21 protein-coding genes are annotated in these 20,359 nt (G+C 70.8%); 9 read left to right on the top strand and 12 right to left on the bottom strand.

Going from position 1 to position 20,359, the window contains the following annotated elements; translation table 11 throughout:
• Positions 1–125: 125 nt before the first annotated feature.
• The 3 genes from AB3M34_RS05760 to AB3M34_RS05770 all read left to right on the top strand — a co-directional run bounded on the left by AB3M34_RS05760 (position 126) and on the right by AB3M34_RS05770 (position 2,873).
• Positions 126–884 (top strand): lytic transglycosylase domain-containing protein, encoded by a 759-nt coding sequence (locus AB3M34_RS05760; protein WP_370618130.1) that lies wholly within the window; start codon positions 126–128, stop codon positions 882–884.
• Between the two features lie 105 nt (positions 885–989).
• Entirely contained in the window at positions 990–2,435 is a 1,446-nt protein-coding gene (locus AB3M34_RS05765) for a DUF2079 domain-containing protein (protein WP_370618131.1), read from the top strand.
• A 54-nt stretch (positions 2,436–2,489) separates the two neighbouring features.
• Positions 2,490–2,873 (top strand): hypothetical protein, encoded by a 384-nt coding sequence (locus AB3M34_RS05770; RefSeq protein WP_370618132.1) that lies wholly within the window; start codon positions 2,490–2,492, stop codon positions 2,871–2,873.
• Between the two features lie 9 nt (positions 2,874–2,882).
• Here AB3M34_RS05770 and AB3M34_RS05775 read toward each other — a convergent pair whose 3' ends face one another.
• Complete coding sequence (locus tag AB3M34_RS05775; protein ID WP_370618133.1) at positions 2,883–3,065, bottom strand: hypothetical protein; 183 nt, start codon at positions 3,063–3,065, stop codon at positions 2,883–2,885.
• A gap of 46 nt (positions 3,066–3,111) precedes the next feature.
• Between AB3M34_RS05775 and AB3M34_RS05780 the strand changes: the two genes are divergently transcribed.
• Complete coding sequence (locus AB3M34_RS05780) at positions 3,112–3,879, top strand: hypothetical protein (protein WP_370618134.1); 768 nt, start codon at positions 3,112–3,114, stop codon at positions 3,877–3,879.
• 141 nt (positions 3,880–4,020) lie between these two features.
• Here AB3M34_RS05780 and AB3M34_RS05785 read toward each other — a convergent pair whose 3' ends face one another.
• From AB3M34_RS05785 to AB3M34_RS05795, 3 genes are all read right to left on the bottom strand, one after another.
• Positions 4,021–5,415: a class II fumarate hydratase gene (locus AB3M34_RS05785; protein ID WP_370618135.1), complete on the bottom strand. Its 1,395-nt coding sequence runs from the start codon at positions 5,413–5,415 to the stop codon at positions 4,021–4,023.
• Between the two features lie 72 nt (positions 5,416–5,487).
• A complete protein-coding gene (locus tag AB3M34_RS05790; RefSeq protein ID WP_370618136.1) occupies positions 5,488–6,126 on the bottom strand; it encodes a spermidine synthase in 639 nt (212 codons plus the stop codon).
• On the bottom strand, positions 6,110–7,009 hold the full coding sequence (locus AB3M34_RS05795) for an alpha/beta fold hydrolase (RefSeq protein WP_370618137.1): 900 nt from the start codon (positions 7,007–7,009) through the stop codon (positions 6,110–6,112). Before AB3M34_RS05795 ends, AB3M34_RS05790 begins: the two co-directional genes overlap by 17 nt.
• A 145-nt stretch (positions 7,010–7,154) precedes the next feature.
• Between AB3M34_RS05795 and AB3M34_RS05800 the strand changes: the two genes are divergently transcribed.
• Complete coding sequence (locus AB3M34_RS05800; RefSeq protein WP_370618138.1) at positions 7,155–7,382, top strand: hypothetical protein; 228 nt, start codon at positions 7,155–7,157, stop codon at positions 7,380–7,382.
• Between the two features lie 19 nt (positions 7,383–7,401).
• On the opposite strand, the gene AB3M34_RS05805 is transcribed toward AB3M34_RS05800, so the two are convergent.
• The 6 genes from AB3M34_RS05805 to AB3M34_RS05830 form a co-directional block, all read right to left on the bottom strand.
• Positions 7,402–8,319, bottom strand: a complete 918-nt coding sequence (locus AB3M34_RS05805; RefSeq protein WP_370618139.1) for a carbohydrate kinase family protein — start codon at positions 8,317–8,319, stop codon at positions 7,402–7,404.
• A gap of 7 nt (positions 8,320–8,326) precedes the next feature.
• Positions 8,327–9,364, bottom strand: a complete 1,038-nt coding sequence (glpX, locus tag AB3M34_RS05810) for a class II fructose-bisphosphatase (protein WP_370618140.1) — start codon at positions 9,362–9,364, stop codon at positions 8,327–8,329.
• Between the two features lie 166 nt (positions 9,365–9,530).
• Positions 9,531–10,532, bottom strand: a complete 1,002-nt coding sequence (locus AB3M34_RS05815) for an ABC transporter ATP-binding protein (RefSeq protein ID WP_370618141.1) — start codon at positions 10,530–10,532, stop codon at positions 9,531–9,533.
• Entirely contained in the window at positions 10,529–11,356 is an 828-nt protein-coding gene (locus AB3M34_RS05820) for an ABC transporter permease (protein WP_370618142.1), read from the bottom strand. The genes AB3M34_RS05815 and AB3M34_RS05820 overlap by 4 nt, the downstream gene beginning before the upstream one ends.
• A 7-nt stretch (positions 11,357–11,363) precedes the next feature.
• Complete coding sequence (gene modA, locus AB3M34_RS05825; protein ID WP_370618143.1) at positions 11,364–12,143, bottom strand: molybdate ABC transporter substrate-binding protein; 780 nt, start codon at positions 12,141–12,143, stop codon at positions 11,364–11,366.
• The gene (locus tag AB3M34_RS05830) at positions 12,140–12,538 is read right to left on the bottom strand and encodes a TOBE domain-containing protein (protein WP_370618144.1); all 399 of its coding nucleotides are present in this window, start codon (positions 12,536–12,538) and stop codon (positions 12,140–12,142) included. Before AB3M34_RS05830 ends, modA begins: the two co-directional genes overlap by 4 nt.
• A gap of 119 nt (positions 12,539–12,657) precedes the next feature.
• Here AB3M34_RS05830 and AB3M34_RS05835 point away from each other — a divergent pair, with 119 nt between their 5' ends.
• Both AB3M34_RS05835 and AB3M34_RS05840 read left to right on the top strand, forming a co-directional pair.
• Positions 12,658–13,215 (top strand): DUF4245 domain-containing protein, encoded by a 558-nt coding sequence (locus AB3M34_RS05835; protein WP_370618145.1) that lies wholly within the window; start codon positions 12,658–12,660, stop codon positions 13,213–13,215.
• Between the two features lie 69 nt (positions 13,216–13,284).
• Positions 13,285–15,093 (top strand): sulfatase, encoded by a 1,809-nt coding sequence (locus AB3M34_RS05840; protein ID WP_370618146.1) that lies wholly within the window; start codon positions 13,285–13,287, stop codon positions 15,091–15,093.
• Positions 15,094–15,232: 139 nt separating this feature from the next.
• Here the strand turns inward: AB3M34_RS05840 and AB3M34_RS05845 are convergent, their stop codons facing one another.
• A complete protein-coding gene (locus AB3M34_RS05845; protein ID WP_370618147.1) occupies positions 15,233–15,472 on the bottom strand; it encodes an exodeoxyribonuclease VII small subunit in 240 nt (79 codons plus the stop codon).
• A complete protein-coding gene (xseA, locus tag AB3M34_RS05850; RefSeq protein WP_370618148.1) occupies positions 15,472–16,713 on the bottom strand; it encodes an exodeoxyribonuclease VII large subunit in 1,242 nt (413 codons plus the stop codon). Before xseA ends, AB3M34_RS05845 begins: the two co-directional genes overlap by 1 nt.
• Before the next feature lie 79 nt (positions 16,714–16,792).
• Here xseA and AB3M34_RS05855 point away from each other — a divergent pair, with 79 nt between their 5' ends.
• Positions 16,793–17,794 carry a 4-hydroxy-3-methylbut-2-enyl diphosphate reductase gene (locus AB3M34_RS05855; RefSeq protein ID WP_370618149.1) on the top strand — a complete coding sequence of 334 codons (1,002 nt, stop codon included), beginning with the start codon at positions 16,793–16,795 and terminating at the stop codon, positions 17,792–17,794.
• A gap of 18 nt (positions 17,795–17,812) precedes the next feature.
• Entirely contained in the window at positions 17,813–20,335 is a 2,523-nt protein-coding gene (locus AB3M34_RS05860) for a bifunctional FO biosynthesis protein CofGH (RefSeq protein WP_370618150.1), read from the top strand.
• Positions 20,336–20,359 lie beyond the last annotated feature (24 nt).

The following is a 20,359-nucleotide window of genomic DNA, read 5'->3' on the forward strand; positions in this document are numbered from 1 at the left end:
AGTCCGTCTGCGCAGGTCAGAGCGGCGTTGCGTCCGCTTTAGTCCGTATGTCCGTTTGATAACGATTCAGTCTCGACGCATGCTGGGGGCTTCTACCCGCGATTCCTTCCCCCGGAGGACCACGAGTGCCATCCCCCCTCATGCCTGTGCGTCGTTCTGCTGCCCAGGACGGCAAGCGCAAGGCCGCCCGCACGCCCGTCACGACGCGGCTCCTGACGCGCGCCCGTACGCCGCGTGGTCGGCTCGCAGCCGCTGGCGCGACCGCTGCGGCGCTCGCGATCGTCGGTGGCGCCGTCGTCGGCGCTGCGGCATCGCCCGAGTCGCAGACCGCTGCTGTCGTCGGTGCCGACGTGACCGAGCGCTCAGCGGCCACTGCTGCGCCGTCCGAGCGCACGACGACCGACGTCTCGCGCTCGGGTGAGCGCGCCGCGGTAGGCGACGCCGAGAAGACCGAGACCGCGAAGACCGACGCCGCAAGGACCGCGGCGCCGAAGTCCGGTTCGGTGGCTGCCGCCAAGAAGCAGCAGGCAGCCAAGGCCGAGGCGCCGCGCAAGGTCATCACCGAGACGGCGCGCATGCAGGACCGCGACCCGCGTGACATCGCCAAGGCGATGCTCGCCGACTTCGGTTTCGGGGCCGGAGAGTTCAGCTGCCTGAACGACCTGTGGGTCGGCGAGAGCAACTGGCGCTGGAACGCCGACAACCCGACCTCGAGCGCGTACGGCATCCCGCAGGCGCTCCCCGGGTCGAAGATGGCATCGGCCGGCGCCGACTGGGAGACCAACCCGGCGACGCAGATCAAGTGGGGCCTGGGCTACATCAAGGACGTGTACGGAACCCCGTGCGCGGCGCAGTCCTTCAAGCAGGGCAACGGCTGGTACTGAGCCGGCTCCCTAGCGTCGCCGGCGGCGAGTCCCCCGGACGCCGAGCCGCAACGAGCGCGTGAGCCGCGCGTCGGGGGCGTTCGGCCGCCCGGATACCGTGTCCGCATGACCGAGCCGACGACCGAGGACGACCCCGGAGTGCAGCGGCGTTCAGGCGTCGCCGGGGTGGTCGGCCCCGCGGTCCTCGCGCTGATCTGTGGTACGGCGTACGCCTTGTTGTCGTTGCTCCGCTTCCGTCGCTTCGAGACCCCGTCGTGGGACAACGCGATCTTCGAGCAGGCGATCGCCGCGTACTCGCGGCTCGAGGCGCCGATCGTCGACATCAAGGCGCCGGGCTACAACATCCTTGGCGACCACTTCTCGCCGGTGACCGCGCTCGTTGCGCCGTTCTACCGCGTCTTCCCCGACGGTCGTACGCTGCTGGTCGCCCAGGCCGTCCTCATCGCGATCTCGGTCTACGTGATCGCCCGCGGCGCCGTGCGGCTGCTCGGCCTCGCCGGCGGCCTCGCGGTCGGAGTCGGGTACGGGTTCTCCTTCGGGATCGCCTCGGCCGTCTGGGTCGACTTCCACGAGGTGGCGTTCGGTGTGCTCTTCCTCGCGGTCGCAGGCATCGCGTACGTCGAGCGGAGATGGCTCGCGGCGGCGCTGTGGTCCGTTCCGCTGCTCCTGGTGAAGGAGGATCTCGGCCTCACCGTCCTCGCCGTCGGTGTCGTGCTCGCGCTGTCGGGCGCACGACGTATCGGCCTGGCCACGGCCGCGATCGGCCTCGGGGGCTTCCTGCTCACGCTGTTCGTGATCATCCCGGCGTTCAACCCCGGCGGGGGCTACGACTACGTCGGCGTCATCGGCGCGGACGGCGACGGGGGTCCTGGACCGTGGGCGACGTTCTGGACCGGGTGGGACCTCAAGCTGCCGACGCTGCTCGCGACGTTCGGGATCACCGGCTTCCTGGCGCTGCGCTCACCGTGGGTGCTGGTGGCGGGCCCGACGATGCTGTGGCGGTTCGTGGGTGACAACGAGTACTACTGGGGCACGGACTGGCACTACGCCCTCGTGATCATGCCGGTCGTCTTCGCCGCGATGCTCGACGCGATCGTGCGCCTCCGCGCGGCCGACGACGGTGGCGGCAGCGGTGCGACCTGGGCCTCGCCGCCGTGGCTGCGCCGCTACGCGACACACGTGCCCGCGATCGCCGCCGCCGTCGCGCTCGCGATGCTGCCGCAGTACCCGCTCGCTCGACTCGTCGACCCCGTGACGTACGAGGCGAGCCCGCGGGCAGCGGCAGCCCAGGAGATCCTGGACCTCGTCCCCGAGGGAGCGAGCGTCGAGACCGACATCGGGCTCATCACCCACCTGGCGACAGGGCGCACGGTGTACTGGACCGGCACCGTCGGCGACGCCGTACCGGACTGGATGGTCGTCGACGCCTACTCGGGCTGGGGCGACGCCGCTCCGGACGCGGCGGCGTACGCACGCCAGCAGCATCCCGGCACCTCGTGGGAGGTCGTGCTCGACCGCGACGGCTACCAGGTCGCGCGCCGCACCGACTGACCGCGAGTCACGCCGTACGGTCCGCGAGTCACGCCGTACGCCAGACTGTGCGCCATGCCCCGCGTGCTCGTCCTGCTCCTCGGTCTCGTCGTCGGTGTCGTCGGTGTCGTCGGCACTGTCGTTCTCGTCCGTGCCGGGATCGGGTCGACGAACCTCGCCGTGTCCGAGCGGACGCTCGCCTGCGACGGCAAGGGCGGCGACCCCGAGGTGTGTGTCGTCCGGCTGTCACGTCCGGAGCTGCTCGTCGTGCCCGGCAGACGAGAGATCCAGGTGCGGCGGTCGGGGACGACTCGTGCCTTGTACGCCGAGGACCCGTTCGGCGAGCACACCGCTGACGGCGACCTCGAGGTCGAGATCGCCGGCGGCGTATCGGTGGCGGGACCGTCCTTCACCCTGCTCTGGGACGCCGCCGAGGTCGACTCGCTCCTGACGGACTGACCGCCCCCGTCAGAACCGCAGGGCGCGGAGGTAGTCGTAGCCGACCTCCGCGGTCTGCCGTGGTGTGACGTTGGGCCGGTCGTTCTCGACGATGTACTCCTCGACCTGGTGGTGCGCGAAGATCCGCGCGAAGTCCAGGTTGCCCGTGCCGAGGTCGCACATGACGCCGGTGTCGGGATCGCGGTCCTTCACGTGGTACTGCCGGACCTCGAGCGGTGAGTCGTCGAGGTGCTGCGCGATGAACCCCTTCGGGGTCGTCCACGCCGTCGCCGCTCTGGATGGCGCCGGTCGCGATCCAGTAGAGGTCGACCTCGAAGTGCACGAGCACCGGGTCGAGCTCGGCGCAGAGGATGTCCCACGGCCGCTCACCGTTCACGAGGGGCAGGAACTCGTGCGCGTGGTTGTGGTAGCCGTACCGCAGTCCCTCGCGCTGAGCCGCGGCCGCCTCGCTGTTCATCTGGTACGCCCAGCGCTTCCACTGCTCGGGGTCGTCGTTGGCGAGGTACGGGACGACGATGTAGCGCTGGCCGAGGATGTTGGCGTTGTCGAGCTTCTCGTACAGGGCCGTCCGTGTGCTCGACAGGTTGTCGTGGCTCGACGACGTACGGATGCCGATGCGGTCGTGGAAGCGGCGGACCTCGCGGACGGATTGCCCGTAGTAGCCGCCCTGCTCGACCTTGCGGTAGCCGGCGTCGGCCACGTAGCGCAGCGAGCTGCGGTAGTCCACCGCCAGGTCGTCGCGGATCGAGTAGAGCTGGATGCTGATCTTGTTCGGGTCGACGCGGCGCCTGCCTGGGCGAGGGCGTCCGCGGTGCTCCTCGCTGCGTCCGGCTGCTGCCGCCGTGCCAGGCGCGCCGAAGGCGAGCGCCCCGGCGGCGGCGGTGCCGACGAGCGTCTTCATCAGGCGACGCCTGTCCATGCCGTTGCGTCCGGTGGCCTCGTCGAGGGCTCCGTCACCGTCGAATCCGTAGCACATGTCGTCCTCCCCAGCGATCGTTTGGGTTGAACGTAATGCAGATCACATCCACTTACAACAGGAGGCGACGTACTTTTGCGCGAACCGCGCCATAAGTGCCTGGTGACCGTACACGCAGCAGGGGCCGTACCGCACATGGCGGCACGGCCCCTGCGGGCGCGGTGGGTCAGCTCACGGGTGCGTCATCGACAGCACGTCGAGCGCGGCGTCGAGCTGCTCGACCGTCACGGTGCCGTCCTCGACGAACCCCATGTCCAGCACCGTCTGGCGGATCGTCTTCTTCTCCTTGAGCGCCGTCTTGGCGACCTTGGCGGCGTTCTCGTACCCGATGTACTTGTTCAGCGGCGTCACGATCGAGGGCGACGACTCGGCGAGCTCGGCGCAACGCTCCTCGTTGGCGACCGCGTCGGCGATGCACTTGTCGGCGAGCACCGTCGAGGCGTTGCCGAGCAGGCGGATCGACTCGAGCAGCGCCCGCGCCATCACCGGCATCTGCACGTTGAGCTCGAACGAACCCGACTGGCCGGCCACCGTGATCGCGGTGTCGTTGCCGATCACCTGCGAGCACACCATGAGCACGGCCTCGGGGACGACCGGGTTGACCTTGCCCGGCATGATGCTCGATCCCGGCTGCAGGTCGGGGAGGAAGAGCTCACCGAGACCCGTACGCGGACCGGAACCCATCCAGCGCAGGTCGTTGTTGATCTTGATCAGGCTGACCGCGACCGTCTTGAGCTGGCCGGAGAGCTCGACGAGCCCGTCACGGGCGCCCTGGGCCTCGAAGTGGTCGACCGCCTCCGTCATCGGCAGGCCCGTCTCCTCGGCGAGGATCGCGATGACCCGCTGCGGGAAGCCCGCCGGCGTGTTGATGCCGGTGCCGACCGCCGTGCCGCCGAGCGGCACCTCGGCCACGCGCGGGAGCGTCGACTGCACGCGCTCGATGCTGCGGCGGATCTGAGCGGCGTACCCACCGAACTCCTGACCGAGGGTCACAGGCGTCGCGTCCATCAGGTGCGTACGGCCGGACTTCACGATCTGGGCCCACTCGGACGCCTTCGTCTCGAGCGCCGTCGCGAGGTGGTCGAGTGCCGGGATCAGCGCGGTCACGACGGCCTCGGTCGCGGCCACGTGGATCGACGTCGGGAACGTGTCGTTCGAGGACTGCGACGCGTTGACGAGGTCGTTCGGGTGGACCTCGCGTCCCAGGCTGCGGGTTGCGAGCGTCGAGATGACCTCGTTCATGTTCATGTTGCTCGACGTGCCCGAGCCGGTCTGGAACACGTCGATCGGGAACTGGTCGTCGTACGCACCGGACGCGACGTCCTTCGCGGCACCCATGATGGCGTCGGCGACGTCCTGCTCGATGACACCGAGCTCGGCGTTCGCCTTCGCGCAGGCGTACTTGACGAGGGCGATCGCGCGGATGTGCTGGGGCTCCAGGGTCGTGCCGGAGATCGGGAAGTTCTCGACGGCTCGCTGCGTCTGGGCCTTGTAGAGCGCGTTGGCGGGCACCTTGACCTCGCCCATGGTGTCGTGCTCGATGCGGTACTCGGTCTCAGTGCTCATGGGTCCGAGATTAACGGCCGTCTTGCGGTTCCCCGCGCCGAGGTCGAGCCGTGGACGCACCGAGCACGGAGGTCAGCGCTGGGGGACGCGTCCGCGCAGCAGCCAGTACGCCTCGGCGCGCCCCTGCAGACGCACCGGCACCTGCTCGGCGTACACGTGGTCGAACGACGCGGCGAGCGCGTCACGGACCGGCGCCGAGTCGTCCATCGACCAGATGCACAGCTCGCCGAGGTCGCTCAGCCGTGCAGCGCAGTCGGCCACGAAGGGTGCCTCGTACACCGCGGCGTTGCGGTCGTGCACCAGGAAGTCGGGACCGTTGTCGACGTCGAGCAGAATCACGTCGACGCTGCGTCCGCCCAGCGCGCGAACCACCTCCCGGACGTCGTCGACGTGCAGGTCGACCCGCCGGTCCGCGAGAAGGTCGGCGCCGGGCAGGGTCCCCTCACGCATGAACTCCGGGATGGCCGGCTCGAGCTCGGCGACCGTCACCTGCGCGACCCGGCGGTCGGTGAGGATCTCGCGCAGCGTGAACCCCATGCCGAGCCCGCCGACGACCACGTGGCGAGGGTTGGCCGCACCCGCGAGCGCCGCACGGGCGAGCAGGCGCTCCGACGTCGTCTCGACGTCGTCCATCACGAACACGCCGTTGACCCGCAGCTCGAGCGCGCCGTCCTCCCGGCGGCGGACGACCGCGTCACCTCGCGTGTGCATGGGACCTCCTCGCCGTGCCCGCGATCGCGGCCGCGAAGACGCCCTCGAGCGCCACCGGGATCTCGTGCGCCATGTCCGGGACGAGGAGAAGCTCCGATCGAGGGATCGCGGCAGCCGTCGCCCGTCCGCCGGACACGTGCACCATCGGGTCGGCGGTGCCGTGGATCACCAGGGTCGGGACGCCCACGGCTCCCAGCGGGAGGGTGCGGTCGGGTTGAGTCATCACGGCGAGCATGTGACGCATCGTGCCCTGGATCGACCAGCCACGGGCGTACGTCTCACGGGCGCGGACCTCCACCGCCTCCGGTGGAAGGCCGTAGCGGCGGCTCGAGATCGCCCGGGCGCTCCGCAAGGACCTGCGTACATAACCCTCCTCGCCCGGCCCGGGCGCTGCGAGCAGCATGGACGCGAGCCGCGGGTGCTGCCAGCCGACCGTACGTCGTCCGGTGGTCGACATGATCGAGGTGAGGGAGGCGACCCGGCCGGGGTGCGCGACAGCGACCGTCTGCGCGACCATCCCGCCCATCGACTGGCCGACCACGTGGGCCTGCTCGAGGTCGAGGGCGTCCAGGAGGCCGACGGCGTCGTCAGCGAGGTCGGACAACGCGTACGGCGTCGCACGCCGCCGGCGGGCGAACGTCGCGGCGACCTGGGACCGCCTGACCGGTCGGTCGTCGAAGCGCGTCGAGCGGCCGGTGTCCCGGTTGTCGTAGCGGATGACGAACAACCCCTCCGCGGCGAGCGTCTCGCAGAACTCGGTGCGCCACCAGTTCATCGGACAGCCGAGGCCCATCACCAGGAGGACCGCCGGGTCCTGCGCGTCTCCGAACGTGTCGTACGCGAGGGAGATGCCGGTATCCAGGTCGGCGAGGCGCTCGGTCACGTCCCCATCGTAGGTCGCAGCTCGCGGCGCCAATCCATGTGATCTCGTGCGGGGCGCTCCAAGCGTGTGGCTCAATGTCCTCGTGACCGAGGGTGTCGAGCATGGTGCGACCGCGAGACGTTCAGCCCTCAGATCCGTCGACCGGATGCTCGCCAGGACGGCATTCGCGCTCTGGGCAGTAGCGCTTGTCTGCCGCTATGGCTGGCCAGGCGACGCCGCCCTCGGCAACGCGCTCCTGGCCGTGGCCGTGCTCGCGGCCGCCGGATCTGCGTCCATCTCGACAGCACTGGCGGAGTCGGGCCGTCAACTGCGCGAGGCGTGGATCGGCGTCGCGCTGATCTCGGGGCTCCTCCTCCTGTACGTCCTTTGGTAGGGCCCGCTGAGCCAAGGCCTCAGCCCGTGAGAGGTCGCAGCTCGCGGCGCCACGGCGGATCTGCGCCCGGACGCGAGCAGGTGATCGCCGCCGCACGGACGGCGAGGTCGCCGAGCCACGTCAGGGCCTCGCGGTCGTACGAGAGGCGGCGCGTCCAGCCGCGGACCAGGATGCCCGCGAGCAGCGCCGCCATGAAGGAGTCGCCCGCACCGATCGTGTCGGCGACCTCGGTCACCGGCGGCGCGACGTCCACGACGAGGTCGCCGCTGATCAGCACCGCACCGTCGCCGCCGCGTGTCAGCGCCACGAGCCGCGGGCCGGCGGCGGCGAGGTGGACGGCGTACGCAGTCGGCTCGAGGTCGGGACGCAGCACCCGCGCGTCCTCGTCGCTGAGCTTCACGATCGCCGAGCAGCTGACGATCCGGTCGACCCGCTCGCGCACGACCTCGACGTCGGGGGTGATGGCGAGTCGGATGTTGGGGTCGTACGACACGGGGACCCCAGCGCGTACGGCGTCGTGGACGAGACGCTCCACGGCATCGGCGCCAGGGGTCAGCACCGTGGCGATGGAGCCGACGTGCACGAGGTCGAAGGCGTCTGCCGAGGGCATCTCGGTCGGGTCCCAGTCGAGCTCGAACCGGTACGTCGCCGCGCCGTCGTCGTCGAGCTCGGCGAGCGCCGTCCCGGTGTCGCCGCGGTGCGGCGGGAGCGAGCGGAGATCGACGTCGGACGCGTCGACGTGGTCGCGCAGGAGCTCGCCGTACTCGTCGTCGCCGACCTGCGCGGCCAGCACCGTCGACACGTCGAGGCGAGCCATGCCGACCGCGACGTTGAGCGGCGACCCGCCCGGGTGAGCGGACTCGTGCCCGGAGCTGTCGCGGGTCAGGTCGATGAGGGCTTCACCGACGACCAGCGCGCGGCCGTCGGCCGCAGGCATCGTGGGCTCAGCTCTCGTAGTCGATGGCGGCGTACGCGCGGAGCTTCTCCATGCGGTGCTCCGAGGTGATCTTGCGGAACGTGCCGGAGCGCGAGCGCATCACCAGCGACTCGGTGACCGCGATGCCCGAGCCGTACCGGACGCCGCGCATGAGCTCGCCGTCGGTGATGCCGCTGGCGACGAAGAAGCAGTCGTCGCCCTTGACGAGGTCGTCGGTGCCGAGCACGGCGTCGACGTCGAGCCCGGCGTCGACCGCCTTCTGGCGCTCCTCGTCGTCGGTCGGCCACAGCTTGCCTTGGACTGCGCCGCCGAGTGCCTTCATCGCACACGCGGTGATGATGCCCTCGGGGGTGCCGCCGACGCCCGCGAGGATGTCGACACCGGTGCTCGGGCGCGCGGCGTAGATGGAGCCGGCCACGTCGCCGTCGGTGATGAACTTGATGCGCGCGCCCGTCTGCCGGATCTCGTCGACCAGCCCCTGGTGACGGGGGCGGTCCAGCACGCAGACCGTCACCGAGGAGACGGAGAGGTTCTTGGCCTTGGCGACGAGCCGGATGTTCTCCGAGATCGGCAGCCGGATGTCGATGACGTCGGCGGCCTCGGGCCCGACCGCGAGCTTGTCCATGTAGAACACGGCCGAGGGGTCGAACATCGCGCCGCGCGGCGCGACGGCCAGGACGGAGACCGCGCCGGGCATGCCCTTCGCGGCGAGCGTCGTGCCGTCGATCGGGTCCACGGCCACGTCCGCCTCGGGTCCGCTGCCGTCACCGACCTCTTCGCCGTTGAACAGCATCGGGGCGTCGTCCTTCTCGCCCTCGCCGATCACGACGACGCCGCGCATGCCGACGGTGTTGATGAGCGAACGCATGGCGTTGACCGCGACGCCGTCCGCGCCGTTCTTGTCGCCACGGCCGACCCAGCGTCCAGCGGCCATCGCAGCGGCCTCGGTCACGCGGACGAGGTCGAGGGCGAGGTTGCGGTCGGGTGCCTCGGCGGCGGGGGTGAGGTGGCCGGGCAGCTTCGATCCTTGCGAGGCGTCGGTCATGGCCGCATCCTACGTGGGCACGGCCACGGCGCAGGGGGCGGCGTTTTCGCGTACCGCACCACAATTGCACTCTGCGTGGGGGCCAACGGAAAGTGCGTGCCCCACCGGAAGTTTCAGGTGGGGAAGCGACGCTGCGTGGGGGCCAACGCAACGTGCCAAGCGCGTGTCAGTCCTCGAACGTCGTCACCTCGGTCTCCTTGACGCTGGCCCACACCTCGACGTCCTCGTGCAGGTCGAGATCGGCGACCGCCCCGCGCGTCACGTCGGCGACCAGCGACACCGCGCCGCGCAGCTGCACGCGTACGGCGTCGCCGTGGGGGACGAGGCTCGTGATCCGCAGACTCCACAGGTTGCGCGCGGAGGTCACCGGCCGCTCGCGGTAGAGCGTGACCGAGGTCGGGGAGAAGGTCCGGTACGTCGTGCCGTCGCGCATGAGGTTCATCCCCATCAGGTGGGCGACGTACTCCGTCCGGGGACGGCGGGCGATCTCGTCGGGAGCCCCGAGCTGGGTGACGCGGCCGTCCTCCAGCACGGCGACGCGGTCCGCCAGCACGAACGCGTCGAGCGGATCGTGCGACACGAGCACGGTGACGCCGCCGAACTCGCGGACGTGGCGCCGCAGGAACGCGCGTACCTGGGTCGTGACGGCGACGTCGAGCGCCGAGGTCGGCTCGTCGAGGAGCAGGAGTGCGGGGTCGCAGGCGAGTGCTCTGACGATCGCGACGCGCTGACGTTGGCCGCCCGACAGGTGTGCGGCCTTGCGGCGGGCGAGCTCGGCGAGCCCCGTACGTCCGAGCGCCTCGTCGGCGCGGGAGCGGGCGAGTCCCCGCCGGACCCGGCCGGCGCCCGGGTGGTGGCGCAGACCGAACGCGACGTTGTCGCGCACGGAAAGGTGCGGGAACAGGAGTGGATCTTGGAACACCATCGTGAGATCGCGCTGGGGCGTCGGGACCCGTACGCCGGTGGCGGGGTCGTCGAGCACGGCGTCTCCGAGGACGACGTGGCCGGAGTCGATCGCCGTCAGGCCGGCGAGTGCGCGGAGGGCACTGCTCTTGCCGGCGCCGTTCGGGCCGACGAGGGCGAGGACCTCACCCGGGGGTACGGCGAGGGTCACGTCGATCTCGAGCGCGCCGCGCCGGAGTGCGAGGTGTGCGTCGAGGCCCTTCACGGGGTGTCCAACCCGTCCCTGCGTGCCCACGCCCTGCCCGTCCAGCTGCTGCGCAGCGCGACCAGGACCGCGACGCTGATCGCGAGCAGGATCACGCTCAGCATGATGGCGGTGTCGGTGTCGGCCTGCATCGCGTTGTAGATCTGCAGCGGCATCGTCCGGGTCACCCCGGGCACGCTGCCGGCGAAGGTGATGGTCGCGCCGAACTCGCCGAGCGCTCGTGCCCACGCCAGTGCCGCGCCCGCTGCGATCCCGGGACCGGCCAAGGGGAGCGTGACCCGGAAGAACGTGACGAGCCGGCGCGCTCCGAGGGTGGCGGCGACCTCGTCGTACCGGGGGTCCGCCGTACGCAGCGCCCCCTCCACGCTCATCACGAGGAAGGGCATCGCGACGAACGTCTGCGCGAGCACGACCGCCGTCGTCGTGAACGGCACCGTGACGCCCAGCGACTGGTCGAGCCACTGCCCGACCACGCCCCGCCGCCCGAACGCCATCAGGAGTGCCACACCCCCCACGACGGGCGGGAGGACGAGCGGCACGCTCACCAGCGCGCGTACGAGGCCCATCCCGCGGAACGTGGTGCGGGCGAGCAGCCACGCGAGAGGGACCCCCAGGACGAGGCAGAGAAACGTGGACACCGTCGACGTGACGAGGCTCAACCGGAGCGCGTCGAGGATCTCGGGGTCGCGGACGCGCTCCACGAAGGTCGACCAAGGCGCCCTGACCAGCAGGGCGACGAGCGGCAGGAGCAGCAGCAGCAGGCCGACGACCGACGGGGCCACCAGGGCGATCGGGGTACGGCCCAGCGCCGGCCGACTGGACATCGCGGGGTCAGGTCGCCGGGCCGAAGCCGTGGTCGGCGAGGATCTGCTGCCCCTCGTCGCTCAGCACGAGGTCGACGAAGGCCTGCGCGTCATCGGTGGCCCGGGAGCCTGCGAGGACGGTGATCGGGTTGACGTTGACGACCTCGGAGGCGTTCTCGGCGTCGACCGTCTCGATCGCGTCTCCCGCCGCGAGCGCGTCCGACCGGTAGACGAGCCCGGCATCGACCTCACCGAGCGTCACCTTGGTGAGGACGCCCTTGACGTTCGTCTCCTCGGTCGTCGGCTTCGCGTCGTTGCCGTCCAGGGCGAGCAGGCGAACCGCCGCGTCGCCGCACGGGGCCTCGGGCACGCACACGGCGAACGTCGCCTTGCCGAGGTCGCCGATGCCGGCGACCCCGCCGGGATTGCCCGGCGGCACGGCGATGACGAGGGTGTTGGTCGCGAACACCTGCGGATCCCCCTGGGCGTTGCCTTGGTCGACGACGGACGCCATGGTCTTCTGGTCCGCGGTCGCGAGCACATCAGCGGGGCTGCCCTGGTTGACCTGCTCGGCGAGGACCGACGACGAGTCGTACGAGAGGCGGAGGTCGACACCGTCGTGCTCGGCCTCGTAGAGCTCGGCGATCTCGTCGAACGACTCGGTCAGCGACGCCGCGGCGAGGACGGTCAGTGTGCGTTCCCCGTCGGCAGACCCACGCTCGTCGGGGTCCGTCCCGCAGGCGCCCAGGGTGAGCACGGCGACGGCGAGCGCGAGTGCGAGGACGCGGGTCCTGCGGAGGCGCGTCATACCTCCACCTCGAGCGTGACGTTGGTGGACTTCACACCGGCGACGGCGACGACGCCGACCTCGAGCCCGAGGTCGCGCACCGCCTCGGCGCTGATCAGGGAGACCACGCGGTACGGGCCGCAGCACAGCTCGACCTGCGCCATCACGGTGTCGGTGACGACGCGGGTCACGATGCCACGGAACTGGTTGCGTGCACTGCGCGCGCGACTCCGTGCGGGGTCGTCGGTGCCGTCGGCGAGCTCGACCGCCAGCGCGGCGAGGTCGGCGCCGTCGATCGCCGCGGTGCCCGAGGGCGTACGGGTCGGGGTGAAGCGGCCGTGGTCGGCCCACCTGCGCACGGTGTCGTCGCTGACGCCGAGCAGGTCGGCGGCTTCGGAGTAGCGGTACTCGGGCACGTCAGCAAACCTAGCGTAGTAGCCGCAGATGCGGGAGATTCCTCGGATACTCGACGCGTCTGCGGTCGACACGTCCGGCCTCGGCCTCGCCTCTGGGACCCGCCTGGGAGAATGGCCCCGTGAGCAGCACCGACCCCGCGCCGACGAAGGCGAAGCCGCGTTCGTCGTACGGCAATCCCGCCTTCTCCGACATCGCACGCTCGATGGCGGTGATCGGGGTGATCGTGGTCGGGCTGTTCGTCGTGGGCCAGATCTTCTGGGGATACACCCCGGACGAGAAGCCGCCGGTGGAGTACGAGAAGACCGTCGAAGACGTACGCCAGACCGCGCCGTACCCGGTCTATGCGCCGACGTCGCTGCCTGACGGGTGGGGCGCCAACGCGGTGACGTACGACACTGGCCGCAGCGGTCGGTGGCACCTGGGCGTCCTCACCGACGACGACAAGTACATCGGTCTCGAGCAGGCGATCGACTCCGCGCCTCGGATGGTCGAGACCTACGCGCCGGAGGTCGAGCAGCGCGGTGACGTCGAGGTCGCCGGCCAGACCTGGCAGCTGTGGACCGGTGGCGGCGAGACGACGTTCGTCCGCGAGGAGGGCGAGATGACCGTCCTGGTCACGGGGTCTGCGCCGCGCGAGGACATCGAGCGCTACATCGGACTGCTCTCCACGAGTTAAATCCCGTCTCGTCGGGCCCGTACGGCGAGACGTCGCGGGGCTGCGTCTAAGTATCGTTAGTCTCTCGGAATGGTTGACTTAAGACGATCGGACATCAAGACGCCATCAGCGGCCGCGGTCGTCGCCGCACCCGTTGCGGTCGCTCTCGGGATCGGCCTGCTGACGGCGGCCCCCGCGCAGGAGGCCACGGCTGCGTCACCGGCGGCGGCCCAGGCGCGCCCTGCAACACCGCCGAACATCGTCCTCGTGCTCGCCGACGACCTCGGCTGGGCCGACACCAGTGCGGGACGGTCGAGCCTGGGAGCGCGAAGCCGGTTCAACGACACCCCCGCGATCGACCGGCTGGCACGAGAGGGCACGTCCTTCGACAACGCGTACGCCGCACCGAACTGCGCGCCGACGCGTGCGGCGCTGCTCACCGGGGCCTACGCGCCACGGCCTCAGAACAACATCTACGCCGTCAGCGACCTCAACCGGGGCCGCAAGCGGGCTCTCCTCGTCGGGCCGAAGCAGGGGATCAACGACGACGAGGTGCTCCCCGCATCGGCCGTGACGGTGGCCGAGACGGCCAAGCGGGCTGGATACGCCACTGGGTATGCCGGCAAGTTCCACGTCACGAAGACACCCGGGCAGGTCACGACCGCCCACGGCTTCGACGAGAACTGGGGCGGGAGCCGGGCTGGCAACGCCACGGACTACCACGCCAGGAACGGCAGGTTCAACGGGCGGATCTCGCCGTCGCTCGACAGGTTCGCCGGGGCCTACACCCAGGACTACGTCGACGAGCGTCTCAAGCCCCACGCGAACGGGACCACGGTGGCGGCGATCGATGCCCTGGTGGGGACCCCCAAGCACGTCACCGATGCGGTGGCCGACGCGACGATCGACTTCATCGCGCGCAAGAAGTCGCAGCCGTTCTTCGCCGTGATGGCCGAGTACGCGGTGCACTCACCCGTCGACGACGCGCAGGCCCGCCAAGACCTGCTCGCGAAGTACCGCGGAAAGCGAGCGGGCTCCAAGCGTTTCGAGGCGCCCACGCAGGATCGCGCCGCTCAGGCCAAGCGAGCGCGACCGTCGTACGCGGCCCTGACCGAGGGGCTGGACCAGTCCGTGGCCCGACTCACGCACTATCTCGAGACGAGCCCCGACCCGCGGCGTCCGGGCCACGACCTGGCGGACAACACGATCGTCGTCTTCACCTCGGACAACGGCGGCCGAACAGACCTGGGCGCCTCGAACGGACCGCTCAAGGGTCAGAAGAGCGAGATGAGCGAGGGCGGGGTCCGCGTGCCGTGGATCGTCTGGAGCGGCAACCGGCGACTGGTCCGCCCCGGCCGCATCAACCACTCGCCGATCAACGGCACCGACCTGCACCCGACCGTCGCGGCACTCGCCGGCGTGCGCATCCCGCGCAGCGTCACGACCGACGGCACCAGTCTGGTCAGCGCCCTGCGCACCGGCAAGCGGCTCACCCTGCCGCGCTTCGCGCACTTCCCGGGGTACGTGCGTGGGCCCTCGCGCGACCAGCGACCGCAGTCGTTCATCCGGCAGGGCCGGTGGAAGCTGGTCTACTCGTACGAGAACCAGAGCTGGAAGCTGTACGACCTGCGCCGCGACATCGGCGAACGGCGCAACCTCGCGCCGCGCCGTCCGAAGGTGGTCCAACGGTTGGGGAAACGCCTGGTGCGCTGGCTCGATCGCACCAACGCGCCGTTGGCGACAGTCCGCAAGGGAAAGCGGCCGATCCGGCTCGAGGTGCGCGGCCTGACCTATGCGAACGGGAAGGTCAAGCGGTACGGCCGCGTGCGAAAGATCACCGTGCGGCCGGGGGTCGAGCTGCCGATCGTGCTGCAGCGCAGGCCGGCGGGGAAGCGGTAGGGGTCTCGATCGCTTCGCGCCTCGACCAGCGGGGTGAGCGCCTCGACCAGCGGGGGGAGCGCCTCGACCAGCGGGGTGAGCGCCTCGACCAGCGGGGTGAGCGCCTCGACCAGCGGGGTGAGCGCCCCGACCAGCGAGGTCACTCCGAGCTGCGCGCCTGCTGCTGGGCGCGCTCCAGGCGAGCACGGGCACCGTCGAGCCACTGCTGGCAGATCGCCGCGAGCTTCTCGCCACGCTCCCAGAGCGTCAACGACTCCTCCAGCGTCGTGCCGCCCGCCTCGAGCTTGCCGACCACCTCGGCGAGCTCTTCGCGCGCCTGCTCGTAAGGGATCTCGGGACTGCCGTCGGCGGGCGTCTCGGCCGCAGGGGTGTCGGACATCAGGACTCCTCGTCGAGGTCGGTGCGGGCGGCAGCGGTCGTGGAAAGGGTACGGAGGAGCGCGTGTCCGTCGACGACACGCAGCGACACCTCATCGTCGGGGCCGAGCTGGGAGATCGATGTCACGACGGCGCCGTCCGAGGCCAGCGCCACCGCGTAGCCGCGCTCGAGGGTCCGCAGCGGCGACAGGGCGCGAACCCGGGCGAGCTGGGCTGCAGCCTCGTGATGGGCGAGGTCGAGCCGGTGGCTGAGGCACCGTCGGGCACGTGCCTGCAGGTCGCCGACGCGGGTGGTCTGCTCGTCGATCAGCGTCGTGGGCCGTGCGATCGCGGGGCGGCTGCGTACGGCGTCGAGGAAGTGCTGCTCGCGTCCGAGCCTTTGGTCGACGGCGTAGCGCGAGCGCCGCCGCAGCTGGGTGAGGTGGTGGAGCTCGTCGGCGACCGCTGGCACCACGCGCTTGGCCGCGTCGGTCGGTGTCGAGGCGCGCAGGTCGGAGACGTAGTCGAGCAACGGCGTGTCGGGCTCGTGGCCGATCGCGGAGACCACCGGCGTACGGGCGGAGGAGACGGCACGGACGAGGCCCTCGTCGGAGAACGGCAGCAGGTCTTCGACGGAGCCTCCGCCGCGGGCGATGACGATGACGTCGACCGACCCGTCGCCGTCGAGCTCGCGTAGCGCGGTGATCACCTGCGCAGCGGCCTGGTTGCCCTGCATGAGGGCGTACGAGATCTCGAACTCGACCCCCGGCCACCGCAGGCGGGCGTTCTCGAGGATGTCGTGCTCGGCCGCCGAGCCCTTGCCGGTGATCAGGCCGATGCGGTGCGGAAGGAACGGGAGCGGCTTCTTGCGGGCGGCGTCGAAGAGGCCCTCGGCGGCGAGCAGCTGGCGGCGTTGCTCGATCCTGGCAAGGAGCTCACCCATGCCGACCGGCCGGACCTCGCGGGCGTTGAGCGACAGGGTGCCGTTGGCGGGGTAGAAGTCCGGCCTCGCGTGGACGACCACGCGCGCGCCCTCGGTGATCGGTGTCGAGGACCGGTCGAGCACGGAGCGGCGGCAGGTGACCGACATCGAGATCTTGGCGTCGACGTCGCGCAGCGTGAGGAAGCAGATGCCCTGGCGCAGCGTGAGCTGCGCGATCTCGCCCTCGATCCACTGCGCGCCGAGACGCGAAATGTAGTCGCTCATCAGCGACGAGATCACGCGCAGCGGTGCGGGGGAGTCGGGGCTCGTCTCGAGGGCCATCCCGCCACCCTAGGCGCATCGGACGACAGCGGACGGTGACGGCGCCAGGACCTGTGGACGGCTCCCCTACGATGGGGGCATGGCTTCGGACACGGTGACTCTCGGCATGCCCGCACTCGGCGCGGACCGCGATCTGCTGCTCGCCGCCCCCCGCGGATACTGCGCGGGTGTCGACCGGGCCGTCATCACCGTCGAGAAGGCGCTCGACCTGTACGGCGCTCCGGTCTACGTGCGCAAGCAGATCGTCCACAACAAGCACGTCGTCCAGACCCTCGAGCATCGCGGGGCGGTCTTCGTCGAGGAGCTCGACGAGGTTCCCGGCGGCGCGACCGTCGTGTTCTCGGCCCACGGCGTCTCGCCTGCAGTCCACGAGCAGGCCGAGGAACGCGGGCTCAAGACGATCGACGCCACCTGCCCGCTCGTCACCAAGGTGCACCACGAGGCCAAGCGGTTCGCCCGCGAGGACTACCGCATCCTCCTGATCGGCCACGCCGGTCACGAAGAGGTCGAGGGCACGGCGGGTGAGGCTCCCGAGGCCATCACGCTCGTCGAGACCGTCGCCGACGTCGAGGGGCTCTCGTTCCCGGCCGGCACCAAGCTCTCCTGGCTCTCCCAGACCACGCTCAGCGTCGACGAGACGATGGCCATCGTCGATGCGCTCCGCGCGAAGTTCCCGCAGCTGGAGGACCCGCCGAGCGACGACATCTGCTACGCCACCCAGAACCGCCAGCTCGCCGTCAAGGAGATCTCTGAGGGGGCCGACCTGATGATCGTCGTCGGTTCGGCGAACTCGTCGAACTCGGTCCGGCTCGTCGAGGTCGCGCTCGAGGCGGGTGCCAAGGCCTCGTACCGCGTCGACGACGTCAGCGAGATCCGCGAGGAGTGGCTCGAGGGCGTCGACAAGGTGGGCGTGACGTCCGGCGCGTCGGTCCCCGAGGATCTCGTGGAGGGTGTGCTCGCCTTCCTCAACGACCGCGGCTTCCCGGCAGCGAAGGCGGTGCACACGGCCGAGGAGAGCCTGATCTTCGCGCTGCCGCCGGAGCTGCGTCGCGACCTGCGCGCCGCCGGCCAACCCGCCTGACGAGCCGCACCCGCGACCATGACCAGCGACCGTGAGATCCGACGGGCGCTGACCCGCGCCGAGGCCGGCAAGTCCCTCGACCACGGCGAGGCCGTGGCGCTCGCGTCCGCCCGCGGCGACGATCTCGTCCGCCTGAGCGCCGTGGCGACCCGGGTGCGCGACGCCGCGATGGTCGCGGCCGGACGACCGGGTGTCGTCACGTACTCGCGCAAGGTCTTCATCCCGGTCACCCGGCTGTGCCGGGACCGCTGCCACTACTGCACGTTCGCCACCACCCCGAACCGCGTGGAGCAGCCGTTCCTGTCGCCCGACCAGATCGTCGCGATCGCCGCGCAGGGAGCCGCGCAGGGGTGCAAGGAAGCGCTGTTCACGCTCGGCGACCGCCCCGAGGACCGCTGGCCGCAGGCCAAGAGCTGGCTGCACGAGCACGGATACGACGACACGCTGTCGTACGTCCGTGCCATGGCGATCCGTGTCCTCGAGGAGACAGGCCTCCTCCCGCACCTCAACCCCGGCGTCATGTCGTGGGCCGAGCTGCAGCGCCTGAAGCCAGTCGCTCCGTCGATGGGCATGATGCTCGAGACCACGGCGACGCGCCTGTGGTCGGAGCCGGGTGGCCCCCACTACGGGTCGCCCGACAAGGACCCGGCGCTGCGCATCCGGGTGCTCGAGGACGCCGGACGCATCGGCATCCCGTTCACCTCGGGCATCCTGGTCGGCATCGGCGAGACGGTCGCCGAGCGGGTCGACGCGCTGTTCGAGCTGCGGCGGATCGCGCGGACGTACGGCGGGGTGCAGGAGGTCATCGTCCAGAACTTCCGCGCCAAGGACGACACCGCGATGCGCAACGACCCAGACCTCGGCGTCGACGAGTACCTCGCGACGATCGCGACCGCGCGTCTGGTGCTCGGTCCGTCGGTGACGATCCAGGCTCCGCCCAACCTGTCCGACCCGGAGTCGATCGCGCCGCTTCTCGCCGCGGGCGTCGACGACTGGGGCGGCGTGTCTCCGGTGACTCCCGACCACGTCAATCCGGAGCGCCCGTGGCCGCAGATCGACGACCTCGCGTCGTGGACGGCGCAGTCGGGTCTGCAGCTGTCCGAACGCCTGACCGCCCATCCGCGCTACGTCCGCGAGACGCTCTCCGGGGAACGACCGTGGTTCGACTCCCGGCTGTTCCCGCACGTCTCTGCACTCGCCGCGGCCGACGGCCTGGCCGACCCCGCGGCCGCGGTCGAGGGCCGCCCGTGGCAGGAGCCGGACACGCCGATGGAGGCCGCCGGTCGTACGGAGCTCCACCACGAGGTCGACAGCGTCGGGCGGAGTGCGGACCGGCGGAGCGACTTCGGGGGTGTGTACGGCGACTGGGACGAGGTGCGTGAGCACGCGTCGCGGACCTCCGAGCCGCTCGGCCTCCCGAGCGTCCCCGCGCGCGTCGACTCCGACGTCCGTACGGCGCTGGCTCGGGCCGAGGCCGATCCTGCGGGTCTGTCGGACGACGACTACCTCCTCTTGATGACGGCGGACGGTCCCGCCCTGGACGCAGTGTGCCGCCTGGCCGACGACCTGCGGCGCGACGTCGTCGGCGACGAGGTGACGTACGTCGTCAACAGGAACATCAACTTCACCAACGTCTGCTACGTCGGGTGCCGGTTCTGCGCGTTCGCGCAGCGCAAGTCCGACGCCGACGCGTACACGTTGTCGCTGGAGCAGATCGGCGACCGCGTCCGCGAGGCGGCGGCGCTCGGCGCGACAGAGATCTGCCTCCAGGGCGGCATCGCGCCCGACCTCGGTCCCTCCGCCTACGCGGACATCGTGCGTGCGGTGAAGGCGGCGTCTCCGGGCATCCACGTGCACGCCTTCAGCCCGATGGAGATCGTGACGGGCTCGGCGAAGGCGGGACGCTCGATCCGCGACTGGCTCACCGAGCTGAGCGAAGCCGGTCTCGACACCATCCCCGGGACGGCCGCCGAGATCCTCGACGACGACGTCCGGTGGGTGCTCACCAAGGGCAAGCTGCCGGCGGCGCAGTGGATCGAGGTCGTCGAGACCGCGCACTCGCTCGGGATCCGGTCCAGCTCGACGATGATGTACGGCCACGTCGACAACCCGCGCCACTGGGTCGGACACCTGCGGACCCTCGCGGAGGTGCAGGAGCGCACGGGAGGCTTCACGGAGTTCGTCGCGCTGCCGTTCATCCACACCAACGCACCGATCTACCTCGCGGGCGTCGCGCGTCCGGGCCCCACGATGCGCGACAACCGCGCGGTCCACGCGCTCGCCCGGATCATGCTGCACGGACGCATCCCCAACATCCAGACCTCCTGGGTCAAGCTCGGCGTGGACGGCACCCGATCGATGCTCACGGGCGGTGCCAACGACCTGGGTGGGACGTTGATGGAGGAGACGATCAGTCGGATGGCCGGCTCCCAGCACGGCTCCGCCAAGACCGTCGAGGAGCTGCGCGTGATCGGCGAGGGGATCGGACGTCCGGTCAGGGAGCGGCGCACCGACTACGCGCACCAGCGCGTGACCGCCTGACCGCTCGCGACTCACCCTTCAGGG

Source organism: Mumia sp. Pv4-285, from assembly GCF_041320275.1.
GTDB lineage: Bacteria > Actinomycetota > Actinomycetes > Propionibacteriales > Nocardioidaceae > Mumia > Mumia qirimensis.

Bases quoted from the DNA above. Each gene is read 5' to 3' on its own strand.
- xseA (WP_370618148.1), bottom strand. From the start codon at position 16,713: ATGGCCCTCGAGACGAGCCCCGACTCCCCCGCACCGCTGCGCGTGATC.
- glpX (WP_370618140.1), bottom strand. From the start codon at position 9,364: ATGACCGACGCCTCGCAAGGATCGAAGCTGCCCGGCCACCTCACCCCC.
- AB3M34_RS05780 (WP_370618134.1), top strand. From the start codon at position 3,112: ATGAACCCCTTCGGGGTCGTCCACGCCGTCGCCGCTCTGGATGGCGCC.
- AB3M34_RS05845 (WP_370618147.1), bottom strand. From the start codon at position 15,472: ATGTCCGACACCCCTGCGGCCGAGACGCCCGCCGACGGCAGTCCCGAG.
- AB3M34_RS05840 (WP_370618146.1), top strand. From the start codon at position 13,285: ATGGTTGACTTAAGACGATCGGACATCAAGACGCCATCAGCGGCCGCG.
- AB3M34_RS05860 (WP_370618150.1), top strand. From the start codon at position 17,813: ATGACCAGCGACCGTGAGATCCGACGGGCGCTGACCCGCGCCGAGGCC.
- modA (WP_370618143.1), bottom strand. From the start codon at position 12,143: ATGACGCGCCTCCGCAGGACCCGCGTCCTCGCACTCGCGCTCGCCGTC.
- AB3M34_RS05800 (WP_370618138.1), top strand. From the start codon at position 7,155: ATGCTCGCCAGGACGGCATTCGCGCTCTGGGCAGTAGCGCTTGTCTGC.
- AB3M34_RS05785 (WP_370618135.1), bottom strand. From the start codon at position 5,415: ATGAGCACTGAGACCGAGTACCGCATCGAGCACGACACCATGGGCGAG.
- AB3M34_RS05805 (WP_370618139.1), bottom strand. From the start codon at position 8,319: ATGCCTGCGGCCGACGGCCGCGCGCTGGTCGTCGGTGAAGCCCTCATC.
- AB3M34_RS05765 (WP_370618131.1), top strand. From the start codon at position 990: ATGACCGAGCCGACGACCGAGGACGACCCCGGAGTGCAGCGGCGTTCA.
- AB3M34_RS05820 (WP_370618142.1), bottom strand. From the start codon at position 11,356: ATGTCCAGTCGGCCGGCGCTGGGCCGTACCCCGATCGCCCTGGTGGCC.
- AB3M34_RS05790 (WP_370618136.1), bottom strand. From the start codon at position 6,126: ATGCACACGCGAGGTGACGCGGTCGTCCGCCGCCGGGAGGACGGCGCG.
- AB3M34_RS05770 (WP_370618132.1), top strand. From the start codon at position 2,490: ATGCCCCGCGTGCTCGTCCTGCTCCTCGGTCTCGTCGTCGGTGTCGTC.
- AB3M34_RS05855 (WP_370618149.1), top strand. From the start codon at position 16,793: ATGGCTTCGGACACGGTGACTCTCGGCATGCCCGCACTCGGCGCGGAC.